Annotated in this window: 25 protein-coding genes; 16 read left to right on the top strand and 9 right to left on the bottom strand. The window is 54.3% G+C overall.

Features of this window, described 5'->3' with window-relative positions:
- The first annotated feature begins 1 nt into the window (after window position 1).
- Window positions 2–868, top strand: coding sequence for a 16S rRNA (adenine(1518)-N(6)/adenine(1519)-N(6))-dimethyltransferase RsmA (gene rsmA, locus BC440_RS20160; RefSeq protein WP_071241153.1), 867 nt, complete (start codon window positions 2–4; stop codon window positions 866–868).
- Between the two features lie 21 nt (window positions 869–889).
- Here rsmA and gmk read toward each other — a convergent pair whose 3' ends face one another.
- Both gmk and BC440_RS20150 read right to left on the bottom strand, forming a co-directional pair.
- On the bottom strand, window positions 890–1,522 hold the full coding sequence (gmk, locus tag BC440_RS20155; RefSeq protein ID WP_071241152.1) for a guanylate kinase: 633 nt from the start codon (window positions 1,520–1,522) through the stop codon (window positions 890–892).
- A gap of 10 nt (window positions 1,523–1,532) precedes the next feature.
- Window positions 1,533–2,417 (bottom strand): YicC/YloC family endoribonuclease, encoded by an 885-nt coding sequence (locus BC440_RS20150; protein ID WP_071241151.1) that lies wholly within the window; start codon window positions 2,415–2,417, stop codon window positions 1,533–1,535.
- Between the two features lie 189 nt (window positions 2,418–2,606).
- Between BC440_RS20150 and BC440_RS20145 the strand changes: the two genes are divergently transcribed.
- On the top strand, window positions 2,607–3,431 hold the full coding sequence (locus tag BC440_RS20145) for an SDR family NAD(P)-dependent oxidoreductase (protein WP_007090348.1): 825 nt from the start codon (window positions 2,607–2,609) through the stop codon (window positions 3,429–3,431).
- Window positions 3,432–3,451: 20 nt separating this feature from the next.
- On the opposite strand, the gene mltG is transcribed toward BC440_RS20145, so the two are convergent.
- The 5 genes from mltG to fabD form a co-directional block, all read right to left on the bottom strand.
- Window positions 3,452–4,426: an endolytic transglycosylase MltG gene (mltG, locus tag BC440_RS20140; protein WP_071241150.1), complete on the bottom strand. Its 975-nt coding sequence runs from the start codon at window positions 4,424–4,426 to the stop codon at window positions 3,452–3,454.
- A 33-nt stretch (window positions 4,427–4,459) separates the two neighbouring features.
- Window positions 4,460–5,719 (bottom strand): beta-ketoacyl-ACP synthase II, encoded by a 1,260-nt coding sequence (fabF, locus tag BC440_RS20135; RefSeq protein ID WP_037990093.1) that lies wholly within the window; start codon window positions 5,717–5,719, stop codon window positions 4,460–4,462.
- Window positions 5,720–5,806: 87 nt separating this feature from the next.
- Entirely contained in the window at window positions 5,807–6,043 is a 237-nt protein-coding gene (locus tag BC440_RS20130) for an acyl carrier protein (RefSeq protein ID WP_007090351.1), read from the bottom strand.
- A gap of 169 nt (window positions 6,044–6,212) precedes the next feature.
- Complete coding sequence (gene fabG / locus BC440_RS20125; RefSeq protein ID WP_071241149.1) at window positions 6,213–6,953, bottom strand: 3-oxoacyl-[acyl-carrier-protein] reductase; 741 nt, start codon at window positions 6,951–6,953, stop codon at window positions 6,213–6,215.
- Window positions 6,954–6,991: 38 nt separating this feature from the next.
- On the bottom strand, window positions 6,992–7,933 hold the full coding sequence (fabD, locus tag BC440_RS20120; RefSeq protein ID WP_071241148.1) for an ACP S-malonyltransferase: 942 nt from the start codon (window positions 7,931–7,933) through the stop codon (window positions 6,992–6,994).
- Window positions 7,934–8,465: 532 nt separating this feature from the next.
- Here fabD and rpsF point away from each other — a divergent pair.
- The 12 genes from rpsF to BC440_RS20055 all read left to right on the top strand — a co-directional run bounded on the left by rpsF (window position 8,466) and on the right by BC440_RS20055 (window position 19,648).
- On the top strand, window positions 8,466–8,843 hold the full coding sequence (rpsF, locus tag BC440_RS20110) for a 30S ribosomal protein S6 (RefSeq protein ID WP_007090354.1): 378 nt from the start codon (window positions 8,466–8,468) through the stop codon (window positions 8,841–8,843).
- A 22-nt stretch (window positions 8,844–8,865) separates the two neighbouring features.
- A complete protein-coding gene (gene rpsR / locus BC440_RS20105; RefSeq protein ID WP_007090355.1) occupies window positions 8,866–9,099 on the top strand; it encodes a 30S ribosomal protein S18 in 234 nt (77 codons plus the stop codon).
- Window positions 9,100–9,146: 47 nt separating this feature from the next.
- On the top strand, window positions 9,147–10,085 hold the full coding sequence (locus tag BC440_RS20100) for a DUF2232 domain-containing protein (RefSeq protein WP_071241146.1): 939 nt from the start codon (window positions 9,147–9,149) through the stop codon (window positions 10,083–10,085).
- Window positions 10,085–10,690 (top strand): 50S ribosomal protein L9, encoded by a 606-nt coding sequence (gene rplI / locus BC440_RS20095; RefSeq protein WP_007090357.1) that lies wholly within the window; start codon window positions 10,085–10,087, stop codon window positions 10,688–10,690. The genes BC440_RS20100 and rplI overlap by 1 nt, the downstream gene beginning before the upstream one ends.
- Before the next feature lie 187 nt (window positions 10,691–10,877).
- Window positions 10,878–12,416, top strand: a complete 1,539-nt coding sequence (locus BC440_RS20090) for a replicative DNA helicase (protein WP_071241145.1) — start codon at window positions 10,878–10,880, stop codon at window positions 12,414–12,416.
- 43 nt (window positions 12,417–12,459) lie between these two features.
- On the top strand, window positions 12,460–13,581 hold the full coding sequence (gene alr, locus BC440_RS20085; RefSeq protein WP_071241144.1) for an alanine racemase: 1,122 nt from the start codon (window positions 12,460–12,462) through the stop codon (window positions 13,579–13,581).
- 59 nt (window positions 13,582–13,640) lie between these two features.
- Window positions 13,641–14,414, top strand: a complete 774-nt coding sequence (locus tag BC440_RS20080) for an ABC transporter permease (RefSeq protein WP_007090360.1) — start codon at window positions 13,641–13,643, stop codon at window positions 14,412–14,414.
- A 9-nt stretch (window positions 14,415–14,423) separates the two neighbouring features.
- A complete protein-coding gene (locus BC440_RS20075; RefSeq protein WP_071241143.1) occupies window positions 14,424–15,200 on the top strand; it encodes an ATP-binding cassette domain-containing protein in 777 nt (258 codons plus the stop codon).
- Window positions 15,201–15,253: 53 nt separating this feature from the next.
- Window positions 15,254–16,666: a DNA repair protein RadA gene (radA, locus tag BC440_RS20070; RefSeq protein ID WP_071241142.1), complete on the top strand. Its 1,413-nt coding sequence runs from the start codon at window positions 15,254–15,256 to the stop codon at window positions 16,664–16,666.
- Between the two features lie 62 nt (window positions 16,667–16,728).
- On the top strand, window positions 16,729–17,415 hold the full coding sequence (locus BC440_RS20065; protein WP_007090363.1) for a CvpA family protein: 687 nt from the start codon (window positions 16,729–16,731) through the stop codon (window positions 17,413–17,415).
- Between the two features lie 62 nt (window positions 17,416–17,477).
- Window positions 17,478–18,938: an amidophosphoribosyltransferase gene (gene purF / locus BC440_RS20060; RefSeq protein ID WP_071241141.1), complete on the top strand. Its 1,461-nt coding sequence runs from the start codon at window positions 17,478–17,480 to the stop codon at window positions 18,936–18,938.
- A complete protein-coding gene (locus BC440_RS20055) occupies window positions 18,935–19,648 on the top strand; it encodes an SDR family NAD(P)-dependent oxidoreductase (RefSeq protein WP_063095622.1) in 714 nt (237 codons plus the stop codon). The genes purF and BC440_RS20055 overlap by 4 nt, the downstream gene beginning before the upstream one ends.
- A 73-nt stretch (window positions 19,649–19,721) precedes the next feature.
- Here the strand turns inward: BC440_RS20055 and BC440_RS20050 are convergent, their stop codons facing one another.
- A complete protein-coding gene (locus BC440_RS20050; RefSeq protein WP_233421766.1) occupies window positions 19,722–20,150 on the bottom strand; it encodes a c-type cytochrome in 429 nt (142 codons plus the stop codon).
- 261 nt (window positions 20,151–20,411) lie between these two features.
- Complete coding sequence (locus BC440_RS20045; RefSeq protein WP_247643632.1) at window positions 20,412–21,284, bottom strand: LysR family transcriptional regulator; 873 nt, start codon at window positions 21,282–21,284, stop codon at window positions 20,412–20,414.
- Window positions 21,285–21,420: 136 nt separating this feature from the next.
- Between BC440_RS20045 and BC440_RS20040 the strand changes: the two genes are divergently transcribed.
- Together BC440_RS20040 and BC440_RS20035 are read left to right on the top strand one after the other, a co-directional pair.
- On the top strand, window positions 21,421–22,458 hold the full coding sequence (locus BC440_RS20040) for an aldo/keto reductase (protein ID WP_071241139.1): 1,038 nt from the start codon (window positions 21,421–21,423) through the stop codon (window positions 22,456–22,458).
- A gap of 129 nt (window positions 22,459–22,587) precedes the next feature.
- A complete protein-coding gene (locus tag BC440_RS20035) occupies window positions 22,588–23,172 on the top strand; it encodes a TlpA disulfide reductase family protein (protein ID WP_083379454.1) in 585 nt (194 codons plus the stop codon).
- Window positions 23,173–23,213 lie beyond the last annotated feature (41 nt).

Genomic DNA, 23,213 nt, shown 5'->3' with positions numbered 1-23,213 from the left:
CGTGTCAGACCAGAAAGACGAAACCGCCAGCCTTGCCAATGATGGGCTTCCCCCCTTGCGCGACGTCATTGCAACGCATGGACTGTCCGCGCAAAAGAAGTTTGGCCAGAATTTCCTTTTTGATCTGAACCTGACCGGGCGGATCGCGCGCGCGGCCGCACCACTGAATGACGCAACAGTAATTGAAATCGGTCCAGGTCCCGGCGGTCTGACGCGCTCCTTGCTTTATCATGGCGCAAAGAACTTGACGGTTATCGAACGTGATCCCCGTTGCCAACCGGTTCTTGAACAAATCAGCAATCACTATCCGGGGGCGCTTCATGTGATCGATGGGGATGCGCTTGACGTTGATGTTACGTCACTCGGCCCGGCTCCGCGAAAGATTGTCGCCAACCTTCCCTATAACGTGGGCACGCAACTTTTGCTGGGCTGGCTGATGCAGATTGATCAGTTTGCCAGCCTGACTTTGATGTTCCAGAAAGAAGTAGCAGAGCGCGTTGTCGCCGCCCCGAAAAGCAAGGCCTATGGCCGCCTTTCGGTCCTGTGTCAGTATTTATGTGACTGCCAGATACTTTTTGATGTGCACCGTAGTGCCTTCACCCCACCGCCCAAGGTAACCTCAGCTGTCGTTCAACTGCGTCCCAAAGCAGATCGCGGCAAAGCTGTAAATCTTGTCAGTCTGGGCAAGATCACACAGGCAGCCTTTGGCCAAAGGCGCAAGATGCTGCGCGCCAGCCTGAAGACATTGAACATGGATGTCGGAATGTTGTTGGAACGTGCACAAATTACCGAGACAGCACGTGCCGAAGAATTAAGTGTAGCCGATTTCGTTCGACTAACACTTGTTCATGACGAAATGGCCGCCTGATCAGGCGACCATTTCGGATCATCAATCTGTCAAAAGCTTTTTAACGAACCCCGGGAGTTCGGATTGGCGTTCGCGTTTAACGCGTTCTGCACCAATGATATGTTGTACATCGGCAAGACAACGTTCAAGGTCATCATTGATCAGAACATAGTCAAATTCTTCCCAATGGCTGATTTCGGCACCGGCTTTTGCCATACGCTTCATGATCACATCATCAGCATCCTGTCCCCGGTCACGAAGACGGCGTTCAAGCTCGGCCGACGAGGGCGGCAGGATGAAAACAGAAACAACATCATCCCCACCCTTCTCACGTATTTGCCGCGCGCCTTGCCAGTCAATGTCAAACAGAACATCGTGGCCTTCGGAAAGCGCCTTTTCGACCGGGCCGCTAGGCGTGCCATAATAGTTGCCAAACACTTCCGCCCATTCCAGCAATTCATCATCGGCGATCATATGCTTGAAGGCATCAACGGACTTGAAGAAGTAATGTATCCCCTCTTCCTCGCCCGGACGCGCTGCACGTGTTGTCGCAGAAACCGAAAGAGAAATCTGGCTGTCTTTTTCCAAAATCTGGCGTGTGATCGTGGTTTTCCCTGCCCCTGAAGGGGCACAGAATACCAGCATCACACCACGACGTTTTGCCTGATCCGTCATCGGATTGTCCTTATTCAACGTTCTGAACCTGCTCGCGCAGTTGATCGATTATGACCTTAAGCTCCATGCCGCAACTGGTCAGTTCAATATCATTCGCCTTGGAACAAAGCGTATTGGCTTCACGATTGAATTCCTGACATTGGAAATCAAGTTTACGGCCAATCGCACCGCCTTTTTGGATCATGTCGCGTGCGGCGATGATATGGGCTTTAAGTCGATCAATTTCCTCCCGAACATCCGCCTTGGTCGCAAGCAAAACTGCTTCCTGATGAAGCCGTTCGGGATCGAACTTGTCTGTTTCCATCAGCTCATCGATCTGACGCTTGAGCTTTGCCTTGATCGCATCGCTTCGAACGGACGCGCAATTTTCAGCTCTCAGGACGGCTTCCTCGATACGATCAATATGACCACGCAGCATTTCGTCAAGCTTCGCCCCTTCTTCGGCACGATGTGCTGCCAGTTGATCAAGCGCCTCGCCAAAGCTTTCAAGAATCGCGGCATCCAGATTTTCGCGACTGTCGTCGTCTTCCTGATGTTCGACCGCTTCAAGAACGCCACGCACATTCATCAAATCTGCAATCGTCCCGGCCGAAAGGCTACTGGCGCGATCAAATTCCTCGGCCAGCGCAACCAATTCGGCAAGTAGATCGCGGTTAATGCGATAGGCACTGGTTTCCCCGGGGCGGACAACATTTAACGTGACCCCCATATTGCCTCGCTTGAACCGTTTGACAACGGCGTCTCGTACAACAGGCTCCAGACGTTCAAAGCCACCGTTAAGGCGCGTACGAACGTCCAATCCCTTGCCATTGACACTGCGAAGCTCCCAGGTCCAGCCAAAGCCTTCTGCACCGCCGTCGGTGCGGGCGAACCCGGTCATGCTTGATACGGTCATATTCTTATCCAGTCTGAATTGTCGGTTGCCCGTTTATAACGTTTGTGCCTCGGCGCGCCAAGGGATTGTCGTTTGATGATCGATCATCAAGACAGACAGTTATTGCCCGCATTTCATAATGCTGCCCTAATGCTGTCCCATGTTCCGCGCGAACAATTCGGAACACGTCCAACGGGATCACGAGCAACCATGTCACTGCAATACCACGCCATCCTGATTACCGGTGCCAGCTCGGGCATCGGGGCCGCCCTTGCGCGTCACTATGCCCGCACCGGGGTCACCCTGTTTATCAGCGGCCGGGACCAAACACGTTTGAAACTGGTCGAAAATGAATGCCGCGCTGCAGGGGCAAATGTATTTGCCGATGTGCTTGATGTGACCGAACGCGAAACGATGGCTGAATATGTTACCAAATGCGACCAGATTACACCGCTGAGCCTGATTGTCGCCAATGCGGGTATTTCAGCCGGAACCGGCAGCGAGGGTGAAGACCCCGATCAGGTACGCGATATTTTTGCAACCAATGTTGCGGGTGTTCTCAACACGATTGATCCTGCCATCGCCTTCATGTCCGCACGTAGGCACGGCCAGATCGCACTGGTTTCATCGCAGGCATCTTGGCGTGGTCTTCCGTCCGCCCCGGCTTACTGTGCCAGCAAGGCCGCCGTAAGGACGTATGGTGAAGGACTCCGGGGTGCCCTTGCCCCCTTCGGGATAAAGGTGAATGTGATTTGTCCGGGATTTGTCAAAAGCCGCATTACCGATGCCAACGACTTTCCCATGCCATTCTTCATGCAGGCCGACAAGGCCGCAATCAAGATTGATAAAGGCCTGTCGAAGAACAAGGGAATGATAGCCTTTCCCTGGCAAATGAACATTCTGGTTGGTGTTCTGAAAATGGTCCCTCAATCACTGCTGGACATGGCGGCATCGCGCATCCCGCGAAAGGCATCGAAAAGCCAAACGCGCCAAAGACTGGCATCAACGTCCGAACATATACAGCCGCGTCAATAAAAACGGGGATAACCAGTTACTTATTGGCGATCCCGGATGCGGCGCCAACGCGTGACATTGCGGTTATGCTCGTCCAAAGTCCGGGCAAAGGCATGACCGCCCGTTCCATCCGCGACGAAATAAACCTCGTCAGTTTCGGCAGGATGCAAAACGGCATAGATCGCGTCACGTCCAGGATTTGTTATCGGTCCCGGTGGTAACCCGGATGACACATAAGTATTGTAGGGACTATCGAATTTCAAATCAGCACGCGTCAAGGCACGGTCAAGCGGTTCATCCGGGCTGATTGCATAAGCGACCGTCGGATCGGACTGCAAACGCATATTCATTCTGAGCCGGTTGACAAAAACCCCCGCAACACGTGGACGTTCCGCAGCAACACCGGTTTCCCGTTCTACAATCGATGCCAGAACAATCGCTTCTTCGATGGTATCATACGGCAGATTGGCTTCTCGTCCCGGCCATAACTGGGTTACCAGCGCATCATGTGCTGCTGCCATACGATCAATGATGCTTTGTTTCGTATCACCGAACGAAAACTGATAGGTCTCTGGCAGAAGCATACCATCAGGCGGAACATCAGAAATTTCACCAATGAGACCATCTACAAGATTGATACGGGTGACGATCTCGCTTGAGCGCAGCCCTTCAGGGATCGTCACAAACCGTTTTACAGTATCACCGGTCGCAAGAATTTCTGCGGCCTGTTTGGGGCTGACACGCGCAGGAAAATGATATTCTCCTGCGCGCAATGCCCGATCAAGACCGGCGATGCGGACACCAAGCAGAAACACAAGCGGTTCCTGAATAATATTTTGGCGGCGAAAGATGTCCGCAATCCCGCGAACACCGGTACCCTGCGGAATGACAATATCACTGCCCTGCGCCAGCTTGCTGGGCGATGTATACTGCACATAAACATACACCGCCGCCCCACCAATGGTGAGCGCGGCGGTGATGCATAAAAAGCCAAGAACAAGCAGAAAACGCTTCAAGGGGTTTCCCTCTGTCAGGTTGAATCTGCTGTCTTACACGCCTTTGAAGACCAGCGAAGCATTGGTACCGCCAAAGCCGAACGAGTTCGACAGGGCGACATTGACCTTGCGTTTCTTCGCTTCAAGCGGAACCAGATCAATTCCGAGGCAAGCTTCGGAAGGATTACGCAGGTTAAGGGTCGGCGGAACAATACCTTCATGGATTGCAAGGATCGAGAACACAGCCTCGATCGCACCTGCTGCGCCAAGAAGATGGCCGGTTGCCGATTTGGTCGAGGACATCGAAAGTTTCGATACCGAATCCCCGAACAGACGTTTTACCGCACCGAGTTCGATTTCATCACCCAACGGAGTCGACGTACCATGTGCGTTCACATAATCGACGTCTTCCGGGTTAACGCCCGCATTGCGAAGGGCATTGCGCATCGAACGGAAACCACCATTGCCGTCTTCGGCAGGTGCCGTGATGTGATAAGCGTCACCCGACATGCCATAACCGGCAACTTCGGCATAGATTCTAGCGCCACGGGCTTTGGCGTGCTCGTATTCTTCAAGCACCACACAACCGGCACCTTCCCCCATGACAAAACCGTCACGGCCCTGATCCCAGGGGCGCGATGCTTCGGTCGGGGTATCGTTGTAACCGGTGGACAAGGCACGCGCCGCCGCAAAGCCCGCCATACCCAACCGGCAAACAGCGGCTTCAGCCCCCCCGGCAACCATAACATCGGCATCGCCCAGCATGATCATGCGCGATGCGTCGCCAATGGCGTGCGCACCGGTTGAACATGCCGTAACGACAGCATGGTTCGGGCCTTTAAGGCCATGTTTGATCGAAACCTGGCCGGAAACCAGATTGATCAGGCAGGACGGAATGAAAAATGGGCTGACACGGCGGGTTTTGCCGTTATTCACCAGCTCCGTGGCTTCGGAGATCTTCGGCAAACCACCAATACCCGAACCGATCAAAACACCAGTATTTTCCTGGTCTTCATCAGTTTCGGGCTTCCAGCCGGAATCGGCCAGTGCCTGATCGGCAGCGGCAACACCATAGACGATGAAATCGTCCATTTTTTTCATGTCTTTGATCGAGACATGATCTTCCGCGTTGAAAAGTCCGTCACCCACACCGCGCGGCACAAGGCCAGCGATCTTGGCCGGGATATCGGACACATCGAAAGTGTCGATGCTTTTGATTCCGGATTGGCCGTCCAGCAATTTCTGCCAGGTGTTCTGTGCGCCGCTGGCAAGCGGAGTAACAGCACCAATACCGGTAACAACTACGCGTCTCATCCCGCACTACGCCTTTATTTTATGAATACAGCAAAGACGAAAAGGGCGCCTGAGGATGCCCTCTGGCGCCCATGTCTCACGGCAAGATTAGCCGTTCGCCTTTTCGATGAAGTCGATCGCGTCTTTAACGGTCAGAATTTTTTCTGCTGCGTCATCAGGAATTTCGCAACCGAATTCTTCTTCAAACGCCATGACCAGCTCGACAGTGTCCAGGCTGTCGGCGCCCAGATCGTCGATGAAGCTTGCGTTTTCGGTGACCTTGTCTTCCTCGACACCGAGGTGCTCGACAACGATCTTCTTCACGCGATCTGCGACATCACTCATAGCTCAAATCCTTCAATAGGTTTTCTGTCAGTTGGTTTTGATTGGTTCTTCGCGCCTTCCCCCTATTGAAGGAATTTGCGAGGACCGGAATCCGACAACCGCAATTGCCGGTTTCGTGATTTTCTATAGCGGCCTCTTTTAAACAGAAAAGCAAGCAACCCGCAACGGGTTAAATCATCGCCATTCCGCCATTCACATGCAAGGTCTGCCCCGTGACATAAGCGGCTTCGTCGCTTGCCAGATACAGAACCGCTGCTGCGATCTCTTTGCTTTCCCCCATGCGCCCGGCAGGAACATTGGCCAGAAGCTTTTCTTTCTGTCCGTCATCAAGCTCGTCTGTCATCGCCGTGGTAATGAACCCCGGTGCAACACAGTTAACAGTAATTCCGCGCGATGCAACTTCCTGTGCCAAGGATTTTGACCATCCGATCATTCCGGCCTTCGCTGCCGAATAGTTGGTCTGGCCCGGATTCCCTGTCACACCAACGATCGAGGTAATATTGATAATACGGCCATGACGGCGTTTCATCATCCCGCGCAACGCGTTTCGCGCAAGCTTGAAAGCAGCCGTCAAGTTCACATCGAGAACCGCCTGCCAGTCTTCGTCTTTCATGCGCATCGCGAGCTGATCACGGGTAATACCGGCATTATTGACCAGAATGTCAAGCTGACCGCCAAGGGCTTCTTCGGCATCCTTGATCAGACCTGCAACCGATTCCGGGTCAGAAAGGTTACCCGGAACGACAACAGCATTTTCACCAATTTCTGCGGCAACAGCCAGAAGGCGTTCTACGCGCGTGCCCGAAAGAGCAACCTTTGCACCGGCCGCAGCCAGAATTTTGGCAATTTCACCGCCGATACCACCAGTCGCGCCGGTTACAAGTGCGGTCTTGCCTGCAAGATCAAACATCAATCTATCCCTTTGGGTTCGTCTGTTTCGAGCAACGCTTAAAGCGTGCCGAGGAAGCTTTCGATATCGGCCGGGCCATTAACGGCCAAACCGGTAAGATCGCGGTCGATACGGCGAACCATACCACTCAAAACTTTACCCGCGCCCAGCTCCACCAGATCGGTGACACCCTGCTCTTTCATATAAAGAACAGACTCACGCCAGCGCACGGTTCCGCAAACCTGCTCCACAAGGAGTTTACGAATGGTTTCCGGATCAGCAGTTTTTTCCGCAATCACGTTTGCGACAACCGGTTTACCGGGGGCATTCATCGCCACAGACGCCAGTGCTTCGGCCATACGGTCTGCAGCCGGTTGCATCAACGGGCAATGGAACGGTGCCGACACCGGCAGCAAAACAGCGCGTTTTGCCCCCTTTTCCTTGGCTATCTCGATCGCGCGCTCAACGGCCGCCTTATGGCCCGAAACAACAACCTGTCCGTCGGCATTGTCATTTGCAGCGGTACAGACATCACCTTGCGCAGCTTCTTCGGCAACAGCAACGGCGTCGACATAGTTAAGCCCAAGAAGAGCTGCCATCGCGCCGACACCAACCGGCACAGCGGCCTGCATCGCCTGCCCACGAATTTTCAGAAGGCGAGCCGCATCTGCAATCCCAAAGGTGCCCGCAGCTGCAAGGGCCGAATATTCACCCAGCGAATGGCCCGCAACCAGATCACATTTATCAGCAAGCTTGAAACCGCCTTCGGATTCAAGAACACGGGTAACCGCAAGACTGACAGTCATCAGAGCAGGCTGCGCATTCTCCGTCAGTGTCAATTCGTTTTCAGGACCTTCGAACATCAGGGTGCTGAGTTTCTGCGAAAGAGCGTCATCAACTTCCTGAAAAACTTCGCGGGCAACCGGAAATGCATCTGCCAGTTCCTTGCCCATACCTACCGCTTGCGACCCCTGACCGGGGAAAACGAATGCGCGTGTCATTATGTGTAATTTACCCTTGTCTGCTTTCGTAAGGACCCGGTTCGGTCAGATCCCTTTTTTCGAGCTACCCTTGATACTGCCCGCAAGCCCTGTGTCAAGAACAGACGACATTGTCATGCGACTTTCCGTCGCTTTGTTGCCCCGAAAGGTAACAGACTTGCCAAACGCCGAAAACAAAACCTTGTTGCGCAGTGCAACGTGGCCTGTTTGCTTCCGGCGCGTTCTTGCCCGCAAAGCATCAAGCATCCAACCTGATATATACAAATGCTATTCAATTCTGCACTGAATGACACAAAAGGTCGGTTTTCTGCGGTTTACCACTATTAAAGAACCATCAATCCCCATACCGTTCATGATGGCAGGTTTCGCGCGGTTTTCAGCAGAAGTTTGATGGGGCATTTACGGTTGCATGCCCTGTGGAAAAGTGTATATTCCGCCGTCTCACGGCTCCTTGCCGGGGTTGCCCGGCTATGCCTGCATGGCACGAGGTCATGCGAGGAAGAGACAAGCCAAAAGGAGTAATAGGAGTATTATGAATAAGTACGAGAGCGTGTTTATCGCACGTCAGGACTTCTCGACCGCACAGGTCGAAGCCCTGAATGAAAAACTGGCCCAGACCGTTGAAGGTCTTGGTGGCAAAATTGCCAAAACCGAATATTGGGGCCTGCGTTCCCTGACATACCGTGTCAAGAAGAACCGCAAAGGTCACTATACTCTCTTCCAGATCGAAGCCGACAACGCCACGATTGCGGAATACGAGCGTCAGATGCGCCTGAACGAGGACGTTCTGCGTCAGATGACTGTCAAGGTTGAAGAGTTCGAAGAAGAACAGTCAGCCATTCTGCGTAACCGCGACGAGCGCGGCGGCCGTGGCGGTAATCGCCGTGGCGGTCCCCGTCAGCACGGCTAACAGATAGCGAGGAGAATTTATTATGGCTGGACGTCGTCTGTTTTTCCGTCGCCGCAAAACCTGCCCGTTCTCGGGTGCGGATGCGCCGAAGATTGACTACAAAGATGTCAAACTGCTGCAGCGTTTCGTTTCCGAACGCGGCAAAATCGTTCCGAGCCGTATCACTGCGGTTTCGGCCAAGAAACAGCGCGAACTGGCGAAAGCCATTAAACGTGCCCGTTTCCTGGCGCTGCTGCCGTATTCAGATCAGGTCTGAGGCAGTCGGCAAGAGACCCTCTTGCGGTCTCGGGCCTGGAGTAACTGATGTCGCGTAACATTTTAATGGCAGTCGGTGCAGGTTTGGGCAGTTCTGTCCTGTTCCTGCTTGTATTGTCAGGTAATCCGCTGGCTCTGTTGCTTTCATATTTCGGGCACCTGCCACTTTTTCTTATCGGATTGTGGCAAGGTCCAAAACGCCTGCTGGTTGCGGCAATTGCCGCATGTAGTGCCCTTGTTCTACTGGGGGGACTGCTGCCTTTCACGGTCTTTATGGTCGTGTTTGCCGGACCGGCGATGTTGTTGACCCGCTTGGCGCTGGTCATCCGCAAGGACGAAACCGGGAAACCGGGCTTTGTTCCGACCGGAATAGTGGTAAGCGCCATGGCCGTCATGATTGCAATGGTGATGATTGTCATCACCGGCAGCGTAACGGCGGAAGGTTTGGACATCCAGGAATTCATTTCGCAGTTCCTGGGTCAGATGTATTCAGAAATGGGGGTCCCTATGACGCCCGAACTTCAGAATATCATCGACATGTTCCAAACGTATTTCCCGGCGATTGTGGCGGTAAGCTGGCTTCTTATGCTGTTTGCCAATGCTGCGATCGCACAGGCAATTCTGGTGCGGTCCGGTCGCAATTTGCGTCCGTCGCCCGATCTGGCCTCGATGGCCTTGCCTGGATGGTCACTGTTTGCGTTCGCCCTGGCTGGATTTCTGGTCGGCTTTGCCGATGGATCTTTGGCCTATGTGGCGCGAAACGTCGCGGTGGTGCTGGCAGTGCCGTTCCTGATGCAGGGATTGGCACTGGTGCACGGGCAGGCAGCCCGTTGGCCGCAAAAACGTATGATACTGACGGTATTCTATATCGTCGCGGTTCTGTCCACATGGTCGTTTATCGCGATCACGGGACTTGGAATTGTTGAGCATTTAATCAGGCTGCGGGGGAAACAACCGATGACCCGTAGCAATGAGGAGGATCGGTGATGGAAGTTATTCTGCTCCAGCGGGTAGAAAAACTCGGTCAGATGGGTGACGTAGTCACCGTCAAGCCGGGCCATGCCCGCAACCGTTTGCTTCCGAAGGGCATGGCCCTTCGCGCAAACAAAGCAAATCTGGCAGTTTTCGAAGCTAAAAAAGCACAGCTTGAAGCTGACAACCTTGACCGCCGCAAAGAAGCCGAAGCGGTTGCCGAGAACATGGGCGACGTTGCTGTCACCCTCGTTCGTCAGGCATCCGATGTTGGTCACCTTTACGGTTCGGTTACCGCACGTGATATCTCGAACGCGGTTACCGAAGCAGGCTTTACCGTTGCACGCACCCAGGTCGTTCTTGATCAGCCGATCAAGACCCTTGGTCTGCACCAGGTCAAAATCAACCTGCACCCGGAAGTTTCCGTTGAAGTGACCGCCAACGTCGCACGTTCCGAAGAAGATGCCGTCGAGCAGCTTCGTAAGGGCGGCGCCGTTCTGGGCACCATCGACGAAATGGAAGCCGAAGAAGCTCTGGAAGCTGCTGAAGAACTCTTCGAAGAAGACGTTCCGGAAGACTTTGCTGACGAAGCTGAAGGCGAAGAAGAAGCCAACGTTTAATCGTTGCCTTCCATTCAAAGCCAGTTTGGAAACGGCGTATCCGCAAGGATGCGCCGTTTTCTTATGGTTTTGTAATATATTTCAGCTTTTTACACCGAAGGCGACCTCTGCGCTTGCGGAATACCGGCTATGAGTTATACCGATTAACCCTTTCAGCCCAACAAGATGACTGATACCTTTTTACGCCATGACTGATCCCCAGCTAGATGCCCTGTTCGCACCCCTCGAAGAAAACCACGGTGGCAACACTGAAATGGTGCTCGAACGGACTCCGCCTCATAACTTCGAGGCAGAGGCAGCACTCCTTGGCGCCATCCTGAACAATAACGCCGCTTACGAACGCGTTTCAGATATTCTGCGTCCCGAACATTTCGCGGACGCCCGCCATGGCCGTATTTTTGAAGCCTGCGGCAAATTGATCGAACGCGGTCAGCTAGCCAACCCGGTGACCCTGTCGGCGTTCTTTCGGCAGGACGAACATCTGGCTGAAATCGGTGGCGCGCAATATCTGGCCGAACTGTCAAACAACCTTGTCTCGGTTATCAATGCCGGCGATTACGGCAAACTGGTATACGACCTGTATCTGCGCCGCGAACTGATTGAAATCGGCGAAGACACCGTCAACGAGGCCTATCGCTACGAAATCGAAACTGACGCCGCCAACCAGATCGAGAAAGCCGAACAGAAACTTTTCTCTCTGGCGACGGCGGGTGCTGCTGAATCCGGTTTCGTTGCATTCGGCCCTGCCCTGACCAAGGCATACGAAAACATTGAACACGCCTATAAAAATGCCGGAAAGGTTGTTGGTGTAACCACTGGCCTTCGCGATATCGACCGTAAGCTTGGCGGTCTGCACGCTTCTGACTTGCTGATCCTTGCCGGACGTCCATCAATGGGTAAAACCGCGCTTGCAATGAACGTGGCATTTAACGCCGCCATTGCATCGCATCAGAACCGAAATACCGGTGCCGAGGCGGGCGACGAACTCAAGACCGGCGCTGTCGCGGTTTTCTCGCTCGAGATGGCGGCAGAACAGCTGGCTGGGCGACTTCTGTCCCAGGCGGCCGAGGTTTCGGGCGACAACATGCGCCGCGGCGATTTGAACGAAGACGATTTCCAGCGTCTTGTGGTTGCCACTCAGGAACTCAATACCGTTCCGCTTTATATCGATGATACGCCGGCTCTTCCGGTTTCGACCCTGCGCACACGTTGCCGCCGCCTGAAACGTCAGCACGGCCTTGCGATGATCGTCGTCGATTACCTGCAACTTCTGGCACCGCCAACCAACTTCCGCGGCGATGGCCGCGTACAGGAAGTTTCCGAAATCACCCGTATGCTAAAGGCAATCGCCAAGGAACTCGAAGTTCCGGTTCTAGCCCTGTCGCAGCTTTCACGTGCCGTCGAACAGCGCGAAGACAAACGTCCGCAGTTGTCGGATTTGCGTGAATCGGGCTCGATCGAGCAGGACGCCGACGTTGTGATGTTCATTTACCGTGAACAATATTATCTCGAACGTGCAGAACCGGCACAACGTCCGGAAGAAGCTACCGACAAGTTCGGCGAACGTTACTCCCAGTGGCAGGATCGCCTGAACCACGTCTATAACACCGCAGAAGTCATTATCGCCAAACAGCGTCACGGCCCGGTGGGCAACGTACGCCTGTTCTTTGACGGGAACTACACCAAGTTTGGCGACCTTGACCATATCGAAGAAGAATATGAATAGGCCTTGAGCCTGAAACCGAAACGGACTCCACGGGGTATTGCGAATGAGCGTTCTTCCCGCCGCCGGCCGTGCTGCTGAGTGTGCCGAACTTCAGATCAATCTGAAGGCGATTGCTGATAACTACCAGATCATCAAGAAACGCTACAAAGGGCGGACTTGTGGCGCGGTTGTTAAAGCAGATGCTTATGGCCTTGGCGCACAAACCATTGTGCCTGTTCTCAAAAAGCAGGGTTGCCGTCTTTTCTTTGTCGCACAGGCAAACGAAGCAGCCGACCTGTTCCCGCTTCTACGTGGAGGCGGTCGCATTGCTGTTCTGAACGGTGTTCTGCCCGGTGACGAAGAATTCTTTATCGAAAATGACGTCATTCCGGTGCTTAATGACCTAGGTCAGATAGAACGCTGGTCAAATCTTTGCCGTGAACATGAACGTCCCGCACCGGCCTTCATTCATCTTGATACCGGGATGAACCGTTTGGGTCTTGCCCCGCGCGAGATCGGCGAACTGGTGGATCGTTATTCGTCTCTTTTATACGGCTTCGAAAAAGCGGGATATATGACCCACCCGGTCGCCGCCGACGAGCTTGAAAATCCGGTCACGGCCGAACAGTACGAACTGTTCATGAAATGGTATCGCCGCCTGCCGCCTGCTCCGCGCGGTTTCTGCAATTCCTCGGCGATTTTCCGTAATAACGATTATCACCTCGAATTCTGCCGTCCGGGCTTTGCGCTTTGGGGGGGAAACCCGACCCCCGAAACCACCAACCCGATGCGCCCGGTGGTAAAACTGACCGCAAAGGTACTTCAAGTGCGTCAGATCGGCGCTGGCGAGGCGGTTGGTTATGGCGGCACCTGGCGCGCGGAACGAGCCAGCCGCATTGCGACAGTTGCCGTTGGTTATGCCGATGGATGGCTGCGTTCGCTTTCGAATTCAGGAAAACTGCGCATCAAAGGGCATGAAATCCCGTATGTCGGACGGGTTTCGATGGATGCAATCAGTATTGATATCACCGATCTTCCGGGCAAGCCGTTGCAGCCGGGCGATATGATTCCGTTGATTGATGACAAGATGACAGTTGACGACATCGCAAGTGCTGCGGGTACAATCGGTTATGAAATACTGACTTCTCTTGGACATCGCTATCGGCGGGTCTATACAGAAAGCTGACTTGAAGAAATCGGCCAACAGTCAATGACTGGCCTGCAACAGAGGAAATAATAATTCCAATGCCGATCTTTGCGCCGGTTGGCCGTATGTTCCTTGCCTTTTTGGCTCTCGTTGGTCGCGTAACGGTATTTGCCGGGCGCACCATTGGCCATATGGTAACGCCGCCATTCTATTTCCGACTGATTTTCAAACAGATGCGCGAGATTGGCTATTTCTCGTTGCCGGTCGTCGCCATGACGACCCTGTTTGCCGGGATGGTTCTGGCCCTGCAATCCTATTCAGGCTTTTCACGCTTTTCTGCCGAAAGTGCGGTTGCCACGGTTGTGGTGATTTCCATGACCCGCGAACTAGGTCCGGTTTTGGCCGGCCTGATGGTGGCCGGTCGTGTCGGGGCGGCGATTGCGGCTGAAATCGGTACCATGCGCGTCACCGAACAGATCGACGCATTGGTGACCCTGTCGACCAACCCGTTCAAATATCTGGTGGTCCCACGTGTCATTGCCGGGCTGCTGACCCTGCCCGTGCTGGTCCTGATCGGGGATATCATCGGGGTGCTGGGCGGGTATCTTGTCGGGGTGAACAAGCTCGGCTTCAATGACGGTTCCTATATCCGCAACACCTTCCAGTATCTTGAACAGCTTGATGTTGTTTCGGGTCTGGTCAAGGCGGCGGTCTTCGGCTTCCTGATCACGCTTATGGGTTGCTATCACGGATATCATTCGCGTGGTGGCGCACAAGGCGTCGGGCAAGCCACAACCAATGCTGTGGTTTCAAGCTCTATCCTGATTCTGATATCGAACTACATCGTCACCGAACTTTTCTTCACACGCTAAGGTCGGGATATGAGCGACACAGCCAAAATCTCGCTTCGTGATGTACACAAGTCCTTTGGTCCCAAAAAGGTGCTCCAGGGGGTCAATCTTGATGTTGGCCCGGGAGAATCCGTTGCCATCATCGGCGGCTCGGGTACCGGTAAGTCCGTTACACTGAAATGCGTTCTGGGTTTGCTGACACCTGAACAAGGATCCATAAAGGTCAACGGTGTTGAAATGGTCGGGGCATCGCGGTCCGCCCGTGAAGACATGCTTGATCATACCGGCATGCTGTTTCAGGGGGCCGCGTTGTTTGACTCCCTGCCTGTTTGGGAAAATGTTGCCTTCGGTCTGATCGAAGGCCGCGGCATGAAACGCAAACAGGCCCGTGACATTGCAATAGCAAGACTTTCCGATGTCGGCCTTAGCCCCGAAGTCGCCAATATGTCCCCGGCATCTCTTTCGGGCGGCATGCAAAAACGTGTCGGCTTGGCACGCGCCATTGCCACCGAACCGGAAATCCTGTTTTTTGATGAACCGACCACTGGCATCGACCCGATCATGGGTGACGTGATCAATGATCTGATCGTCAAATGCACCCGCGAGCTTGGTGCCTGTGCGATGACCATCACCCATGACATGGCAAGCGCGCGCAAAATCGCTGATCGCGTTGCCATGCTGTATCAGGGCAAGATCATCTGGGATGGTCCGGTTTCTGAAATCGACAATGCCGATAACCCCTATTTGCAACAGTTCGTTTCGGGTGATATCGAAGGTCCGCTGGATCTTGATCTGAAGCATCTCTGATCACGATCAGCCCCTTCGCCTGTTTCGTTCCATCCTCATGCGCGGAGCCACCTGTGGCCAAAACCCAAAGTCGTTTCATCTGCCAGAATTGCGGTGCAGAATACCGGAAATGGACCGGACGTTGCGATGCCTGCGGCGAATGGAATTCGATCGAGGAAGAACGCATTGAAGCCAGCCCCAAGGCAACCGGTGGCATCGCGACCGGGTCGAAGGGCAAACAGCTTGATTTCGTCGCCCTTGAAGGTGAAAGTGCAAGCCCGCCCCGCATCATAACCGGCATTGCCGAACTTGATCGTGCGGTTGGTGGCGGCCTTGTTCCTGGCTCTGCCCTTTTGGTTGGCGGCGATCCTGGGATCGGTAAATCAACGATCCTGTTGCAGGCCGTTGGCGTCCTGTCGGCCAGACATAAATGCGCCTATATCTCCGGCGAGGAAGCGGTTGATCAGGTGCGCATGCGTGCCGCCCGTCTTGGACTTGAAAAATCAAAGGTCGATTTTGCCGCCGCAACCAGCCTGCGCGATATCATCGCGACACTGGATCAAAGTTCACATGAAGTCGTGGTCATCGATTCCATTCAGACGATGTATGCCGATACGCTCGACAGTGCCCCGGGTACCGTATCGCAGGTCCGCGCCTGTGCACTTGAACTGATCCGCCTTGCCAAGCGCAAGGGTTTTGCCGTGATCCTTGTCGGTCACGTCACCAAGGAAGGCCAGATTGCCGGCCCCCGTGTTCTGGAACACATGGTCGACACTGTTCTATATTTCGAAGGCGAACGCGGCCATCAGTTCCGCATTCTGCGCGCGGTTAAAAACCGTTTTGGTGCGACCGATGAAATTGGCGTGTTTGAAATGGGCGATGCGGGCCTTGTCGAAGTCCCGAACCCATCCGCCCTTTTCCTTGCCGACCGCGAAGCCCCGGTATCGGGCACCGCCGTGTTTGCCGGGCTTGAAGGCACCCGCCCGATGCTGGTGGAAATTCAGGCGCTGGTTGCGCAATCAGCACTCGCCACGCCACGTCGGGCGGTTGTCGGCTGGGATTCGGCGCGAATGAACATGATCCTTGCGGTTCTGGATGCGCGCTGTGGCTTGCCGCTTAGCCAGTTTGACGTTTACCTGAACGTTGCCGGTGGCATGCGTGTGGGTGAACCCGCCGCCGACCTTGCCGTGGCGGCTGCCCTTATATCTGCCGTCGCAGATGCGCCGGTTCCTGCCGAAACCGTTATTGTCGGCGAAGTCGGCCTTTCGGGCGAAGTCCGCCCTGTCGGTCAAATCGAATCACGCCTTAAAGAAGCCGCCAAACTCGGCTTTGTAAATGCCTATAGCCCGCGAACTGGTGGCAACGGCAAGAAGAAGATAACGATCAGGGGCCTTAACCAGCGTGAAATCGGCCATCTTCAGGATTTGGTAAATCTCTTCGGCGACGATGTTCGTGACAAGGTGCGTCCGCGCGAAGGCATGTATTGATCGTTGCCCGGCTTTTTTGTGCGCGTACTGCGAACTGACTGACCAACAGGATTTACGAAATTATGGACTTTTCCAGCCTGCCCGATCTTGGTGCACGGGACGTATTCGATCTGGTGATCGTGGGCATTGTCCTGATCTCGGGTCTGTTTGCATTTTTCCGCGGCTTTATCCATGAAACCCTGTCGATGATGGGCTGGGTCGGGGCTGGTCTTTGCGCATTGTATGGTTATCCGGTCGCGCGCCCCTATGTGCGTGATCTGATTCCTTCCGAACTGATTGCCGATCTAGCCACCGGGGTTGGCTTGTTTCTGATAAGCTTCCTTATCTTTTCCTTCATCAGCGGGCGTATTGGTCGTGCCGTTCAGAATTCCGGTCTTGATAGCCTCGATAGCACGCTTGGCTTTGTCTTCGGGCTTCTGCGTGGCGGGCTTATCGCCTGTATCGGCTTTCTGGCTCTGTCATGGCTTTTGCCGGCAACCTCGCAGCCAGACTGGGTTCGAGACGCCCGTACCCGCCCGGTTCTGGAAGAAGGCGCGTTTCTGCTGATGCGCGCAATGCCCAATGAAATCTTTGACACAACCGCCGAAGAAATTGCCCGTGCGCAACGTGATGCGGAAATCAACGACCAGACATACCGTCAACTTCTGGGTCCTGAGCCAAAAGGTGCTGGACCCAAGCCCCTAAACGGGTATACAAGGCCCTCGCGCGATGATTTGGATCGTCTGATTGAGGCGACCACCAACGAGTGAGGCGATAGGGTTTCGCATGGGTGCGGTATCCTGCGCCACCGGCGAGAGAGCGGAACCCACTCATGCTGACCACCAATCCATTTGACGACGACAAGCTGCGTGAAGAATGCGGTGTTTTCGGTGTTTTCGGATCGCCCGATGCGGCGGCCCTGACGGCCCTTGGCCTGCATGCGCTTCAGCATCGCGGACAGGAAGCCGCTGGCATCGTTTCCTATGACGGCGAAGATTTCCCTGCGCACCGGGCATCCGGTCAGGTCGGCGATATCTTCGGTTCTGAAGACGTAATAAAAAGCCTGCAAGGCCACCGTGCCATCGGCCATGTGCGCTATTCCACGGCCGGGGGCAAAGGCCTTCGCAACGTGCAGCCACTCTTTGCAGATTTCGAATTCGGCGGTCTGGCGATTGCCCATAACGGAAACCTGACCAACGCACTTGCCGTGCGGGAGCGTCTTGTAAAACGTGGTTCGATCTTCCAGTCGACCTCGGATACCGAAACATTCATTCACCTGATCGCAACCAGCCTGTATGAAAAAATCGTAGATCGCCTGGTTGATGCCATTCGTCAGGTCGAAGGCGCATACAGCCTTGTGGTCATGACCCAGAAAAAGCTGATCGGTGTACGTGATCCCTTGGGTGTACGTCCGCTGGTTCTGGGCAAGCTGAATGAAAGCTATATTCTGTCATCGGAAACGGTTGGCCTTGATATCGTTGGCGCGGAATTCATTCGCGACGTCGAACCGGGCGAAATCGTTGAAATCACGGATGACGGCCTCAAATCGATCAAGCCGTTCAAACCGGTCAAATCGCGTTTCTGCATTTTCGAACATGTCTATTTCGCCCGCCCCGACAGCATCGTCGAAGGCACAAGCGTTTATGACGTGCGCAAGAATATCGGTCGCGAACTGGCACTGGAATCCGGTGTTGATGCCGATGTGGTCGTACCGATCCCCGATTCAGGTGTTCCGTCCGCGCTTGGCTATGCCGAGGCAAGTGGCGTCCCGTTCGAACTGGGCATCATCCGCAACCACTATGTCGGTCGTACCTTCATTGAGCCGACCGATCAGATCCGCCACCTTGGCGTGAAGCTGAAACACAACGCCAACCCCGGCAAGCTTAAGGGCAAACGCGTTATTCTGGTCGACGATTCCATTGTTCGCGGTACCACCTCGACCAAGATTGTCGATCTGGTCCGTCAGGCTGGTGCTGCCGAAGTGCATATGCGCATCGCAAGCCCGCCGACCACCAATCCGTGCTTCTATGGAGTTGATACACCGTCGAAGGAAAAACTGATGGCGGCCAATCACGACATCGAAAGCATGGCAAAGATCATTGGTGTCGACAGCCTTGCCTTTGTCACCATTGACGGCCTTTATCGCGCAGCCGGTCTCACGGGACGCGACAATGACAGTCCGGCCTTCTGCGATGCCTGCTTCACCGGTGATTATCCGATCCGTCTGGTCGATCATCAGGCCGAAAACAAGGACCGCAAACTTAGCCAGCTTGTCGAAAGGCAGTCCGCATGAGTGATGCTAAGCGCCTTGAAGGCCGCGTTGCCCTGATCACAGGGGCCTCGCACGGGATCGGTCGCGCGGTCGCAAAACGTTTTGCTGCCGAAGGTGCCACTGTTATTGCGCTGGGTCGTAATGTCGGTGCGCTCGAAGAACTTGATGATGAAATCCGGGCTGATGGCGGCAAACTTGTTTTGCTGCCCATGGATTTGACCATGTATGAAAAGATCGATGCCATGGGAGCATCGATCTATGAACGCTTTGGCAAACTGGACATCGTCGTCGGCAATGCCGGTCTTCTGGGGGAACTTGCCCCGGTCGGCCATATCGATACACAGGTTTTTGAAAACACTTATGCGACGAATGTCACGGCGAATTTCCGCCTGATCCGCAGTGTCGATAAACTTCTGCGTCTTTCCGATGCCGGTCGAGCGATCTTTGTGACCTCGAATGCCTCGTCCAAGGGACGTGCTTTCTGGGGCCTTTATGCGTCGACCAAGGCCGCGCTGGAAAGTCTGGTGCTGTCCTATGCCCAGGAAGTCGAAGAAACGCCCCTGCGTGTTAATCTGGTCAATCCGGGCCGCATCCGCACAAAGATGCGCGCAGAGGCCTATCCGGGTGAAGACCCGGAAACCCTTCCGACAGCTGAAAGCATCACCGATGTGTTTGTCGATCTGGCCGCAACCGATTGCACAAAACATGCCGAGGTCGTCAACGCATACTAAGCCAAAGTGACCTGAAATGACAAAGGCCGGGCATATGTCCGGCCTTTTTGGTATTTGCGTAATCCGGGACTTACTATTCAAATGTGACCGACGGACCATTATCGATGATCTCACGAATACGGTCGCTCAGATCATCCTCGGTGAAGCTTTCCTGTGCCTCTCTGTCATGCGCGAAAGCATAGATATCGGCCAGATCCTGACCGTTGAAATCAATCTGATAGCCAAGATCAGCGCGCTGCAAATGCAGCATCTCATCCGCGCCATGCCACATCCGCGCAAAAAAATCGAACGGGTTTAATGACTGATCGATATTGCTGGCATCAAACCCCGGTCCGATATCTCCGCCGACATTATTCACGGCGTGGCAAACAACACAACCACGCTCGGCAAACAGCTTTTTACCTCGCAGGGCATCCATTTCCGGATAAACAATATTAGCAGCGCCGGCGTTGGTGTCATTCTGCGCCCAAACCACACCGAAACCCGAAAATCCTACCGCCAATGCGATTCCAACGGCAAAGGATAGCCCCAAAGGGCGAGTAAAAGAAAAATGCTGGTGCATATAAAGTCCTTAGGTTGCTTGCTTGGCTCCAAACGGTGCAGCGTTGCGACTGTAAAGAAGCCTATGCCACGAGACAAGCGTATCAACGAAACTGCAAACCGTTTTGCACGACCCCATGTGCGAAAAGGAGCACCGACATCTCATCGGCCTTGTCCTGCAACGCGCCCCACTTGTTCAACGCAATAATCAACGCGTGTTTTTTCAATTCAGACGGATGTTTTCGGCGCAGAAATCCAAAAATGCTCGAACACGGGCGGGTAAATGCCCTCGCCCGCCAATATAAACGGCGTTAATATCGACACCGCCGCCGGGATAAAATTCATCCAGTAAAACCTCAAGCCTGCCATCCGCGACTTCCGCATCGATGTGGAACCTTGCAAGCCGCACGATACCGCCCCCTGCAAGGGCCAACTGACGCGCACTTTCGGCATCCGCAACGTCAAACACACCACCCGGGGTTACCGAAACGTCCTGCCCGTTTACCCGAAACGGCCAGTCAGGAAGAACACGCTGAAAATTGTATCCGATCAATGTATGGCTTTGCAGCGCATCCACGGTCGTTGGTCGTCCGTGTTTTTCAAGATATGACGGGGAGGCGGCAATTGCCATCCGGCATTGCCCAAGCTTGCGCGCAATCAGTCCGGATGACTGTAACGGACCACTTCGGATCGCCACATCGGCACGTTCCTCATACAGGTCCATCACCTTGTCGCTGACTGTCACGTCCAGCGTGATATCGGGATACCGTTCCCGAAACAGCGGCACCAACGGTAAAAGACGATGCAACCCGACAGGCACGTTGGCCGTTACGCGCAACCGCCCGCGCGGTGCCATTGCGGTTGCGACTTCCTGTTCTGCCTCATTAATATCCGCAATGATATCAAGCGCGCGCTCATAAAAACGCTGCCCTTCGGATGTCAGATGCAGCTTGCGGGTTGATCGATTGAACAACCGCGTTCCCAGCCGATCTTCCAACCGGCCGACAAGCTTGCTGACGGCCGATGGAGTCATGTTGAAATCTCGGGACGCAGACGAAAACCCGCCGCGTTCGACGACACGCACCAAGACTTCCATCTCTCCAGATCGATTGGTTTCAAGTCGCGCCATATGGAATTCAACTCACAAATCTTCTTCTTAAGATACTACTAGTTGAAAATAAATCCTTTGTCCATATTCCCCCCATGAACCATTTCCAGTGACGGAGAAAACAATGGAATACAGACAATTGGGGAATTCCGGTTTGCGTGTCCCGGCACTCAGCTTTGGTGCAGGTACCTTTGGCGGCCAAGGCCCCCTGTTCGGTGCATGGGGTACAATTGACGCCCGCGAAGCCAGCCGCATGATCGATATCAGCCTGGAAGCAGGCTTGAACATGTTCGACAGTGCCGACGTCTATTCCGACGGTGCGTCCGAACAGGTTCTGGGTGAAGCCATCAAAGGACGCCGCGACAAAATCATACTGTCGACCAAACTGGCCTTGCCGGTTGGCGATGGCCCGAATGACTTTGGCACCTCGCGCCACCGCCTGATCATGGCAACCGATGCCGCCCTGAAACGATTGGGGGCCGATTACATTGATCTGCTGCAACTTCACGCCTTTGACGCCTTCACCCCGGTCGAGGAAGTCCTGTCAACGCTGGATGACCTCGTACGCGCCGGGAAGCTGCGTTATATCGGCGTTTCAAATTTTGCCGGGTGGCAGATCATGAAATCACTCGCCGTATCTGATCACCTTGGTTACAGCCGCTATGTCGCCCATCAGGTTTACTATTCACTGGTCGGGCGCGATTACGAATGGGACCTGATGCCGCTGGCGCAGGATCAGGGACTTGGCGCACTGGTCTGGAGCCCCTTGGGCTGGGGCCGGTTGACCGGTAAAATCCGCCGCGGCACGACGATCCCTGATGGCAGCCGCCTGCATCAAACCGCACAATTCGGCCCGCCGGTTGATGAAGACCGTCTCTATGACATTGTCGATGTGCTTGATGAACTAAGTGCCGAAACCGGCAAAACCGTCCCACAGATTGCCATCAACTGGCTGCTGCACCGCCCTACGGTGGCATCTGTGATTATCGGGGCACGCAATGAACAGCAATTGCGCGACAATCTGGGTGCGGTTGGCTGGTCCCTTTCCAGCGAACAAATCGCCCGCCTTGATGCCGTCAGCAAAAGGCAACCACCCTACCCGCATTACCCTTATTACATCCAGGAAGGCTTCGCCCGACTAAACCCGCCATTATTTGCATAAGGATTACAAATACCTGCAACAGGGCCGATCACCCGGTATTGATCACAACGGATTGATCGGCCCTGTCTTGTCTTTGCCAACATCAAAGGTTAGTCGGAATATCCGGTTTGATCATACCACGGATACCCGATGCAATTTCTGCGCTGCCTTCTCGTTTCTGCAATCTTTACAATCTCGGCATCTGCCATCGGGGGGACTGAAGCGTCGCCACTGACTCTGATTGGCGAAAGCAGCCAGTTTGTCGAACTTGATCCCCAACGGATTGCGCGCAACACCCGCTTTTATGACCGGCGAAATCACCCGACCGATATCGGCACCTATCGCGGCAAGGTGGTTCTGGTAAATTTCTGGGCCAGCTGGTGCCTGCCCTGTATGGCTGAAATGCCGTCGCTTGATCAGTTGGCCTATGACCATTCCAATGATGACCTTGTCATCATTCCGGTCTCGATAGATGAAGACGGGTTGTTGGCTGCCATTCCCTTTTACCGCCGTTTGGGCCTTGAAAATCTTGATCTTTTCGTCGATCCGAACGGCGAAACCGCTTATAGCAACCGTGACAATCCAAAGAATGCCGAGTTTGCCCTTTATGGCCTGCCAATCACATATGCCCTTGATCGTGATGGCCGTATTCTTGGCTATGTAACCGGGTTGGTCGACTGGCAGTCAGACAATGCTGCCGATTTCATTGACCGTCTTTTAGAGCCTGTCAAATAAAAACGGAGGCATTCGTGCCCCCGTTGATGCTTCTGCACTCA

This window comes from Thalassospira sp. MIT1004 (assembly GCF_001858545.1).
GTDB lineage: Bacteria > Pseudomonadota > Alphaproteobacteria > Rhodospirillales > Thalassospiraceae > Thalassospira > Thalassospira xiamenensis.
This window is presented reverse-complemented; position numbering and strand designations above follow the sequence as displayed.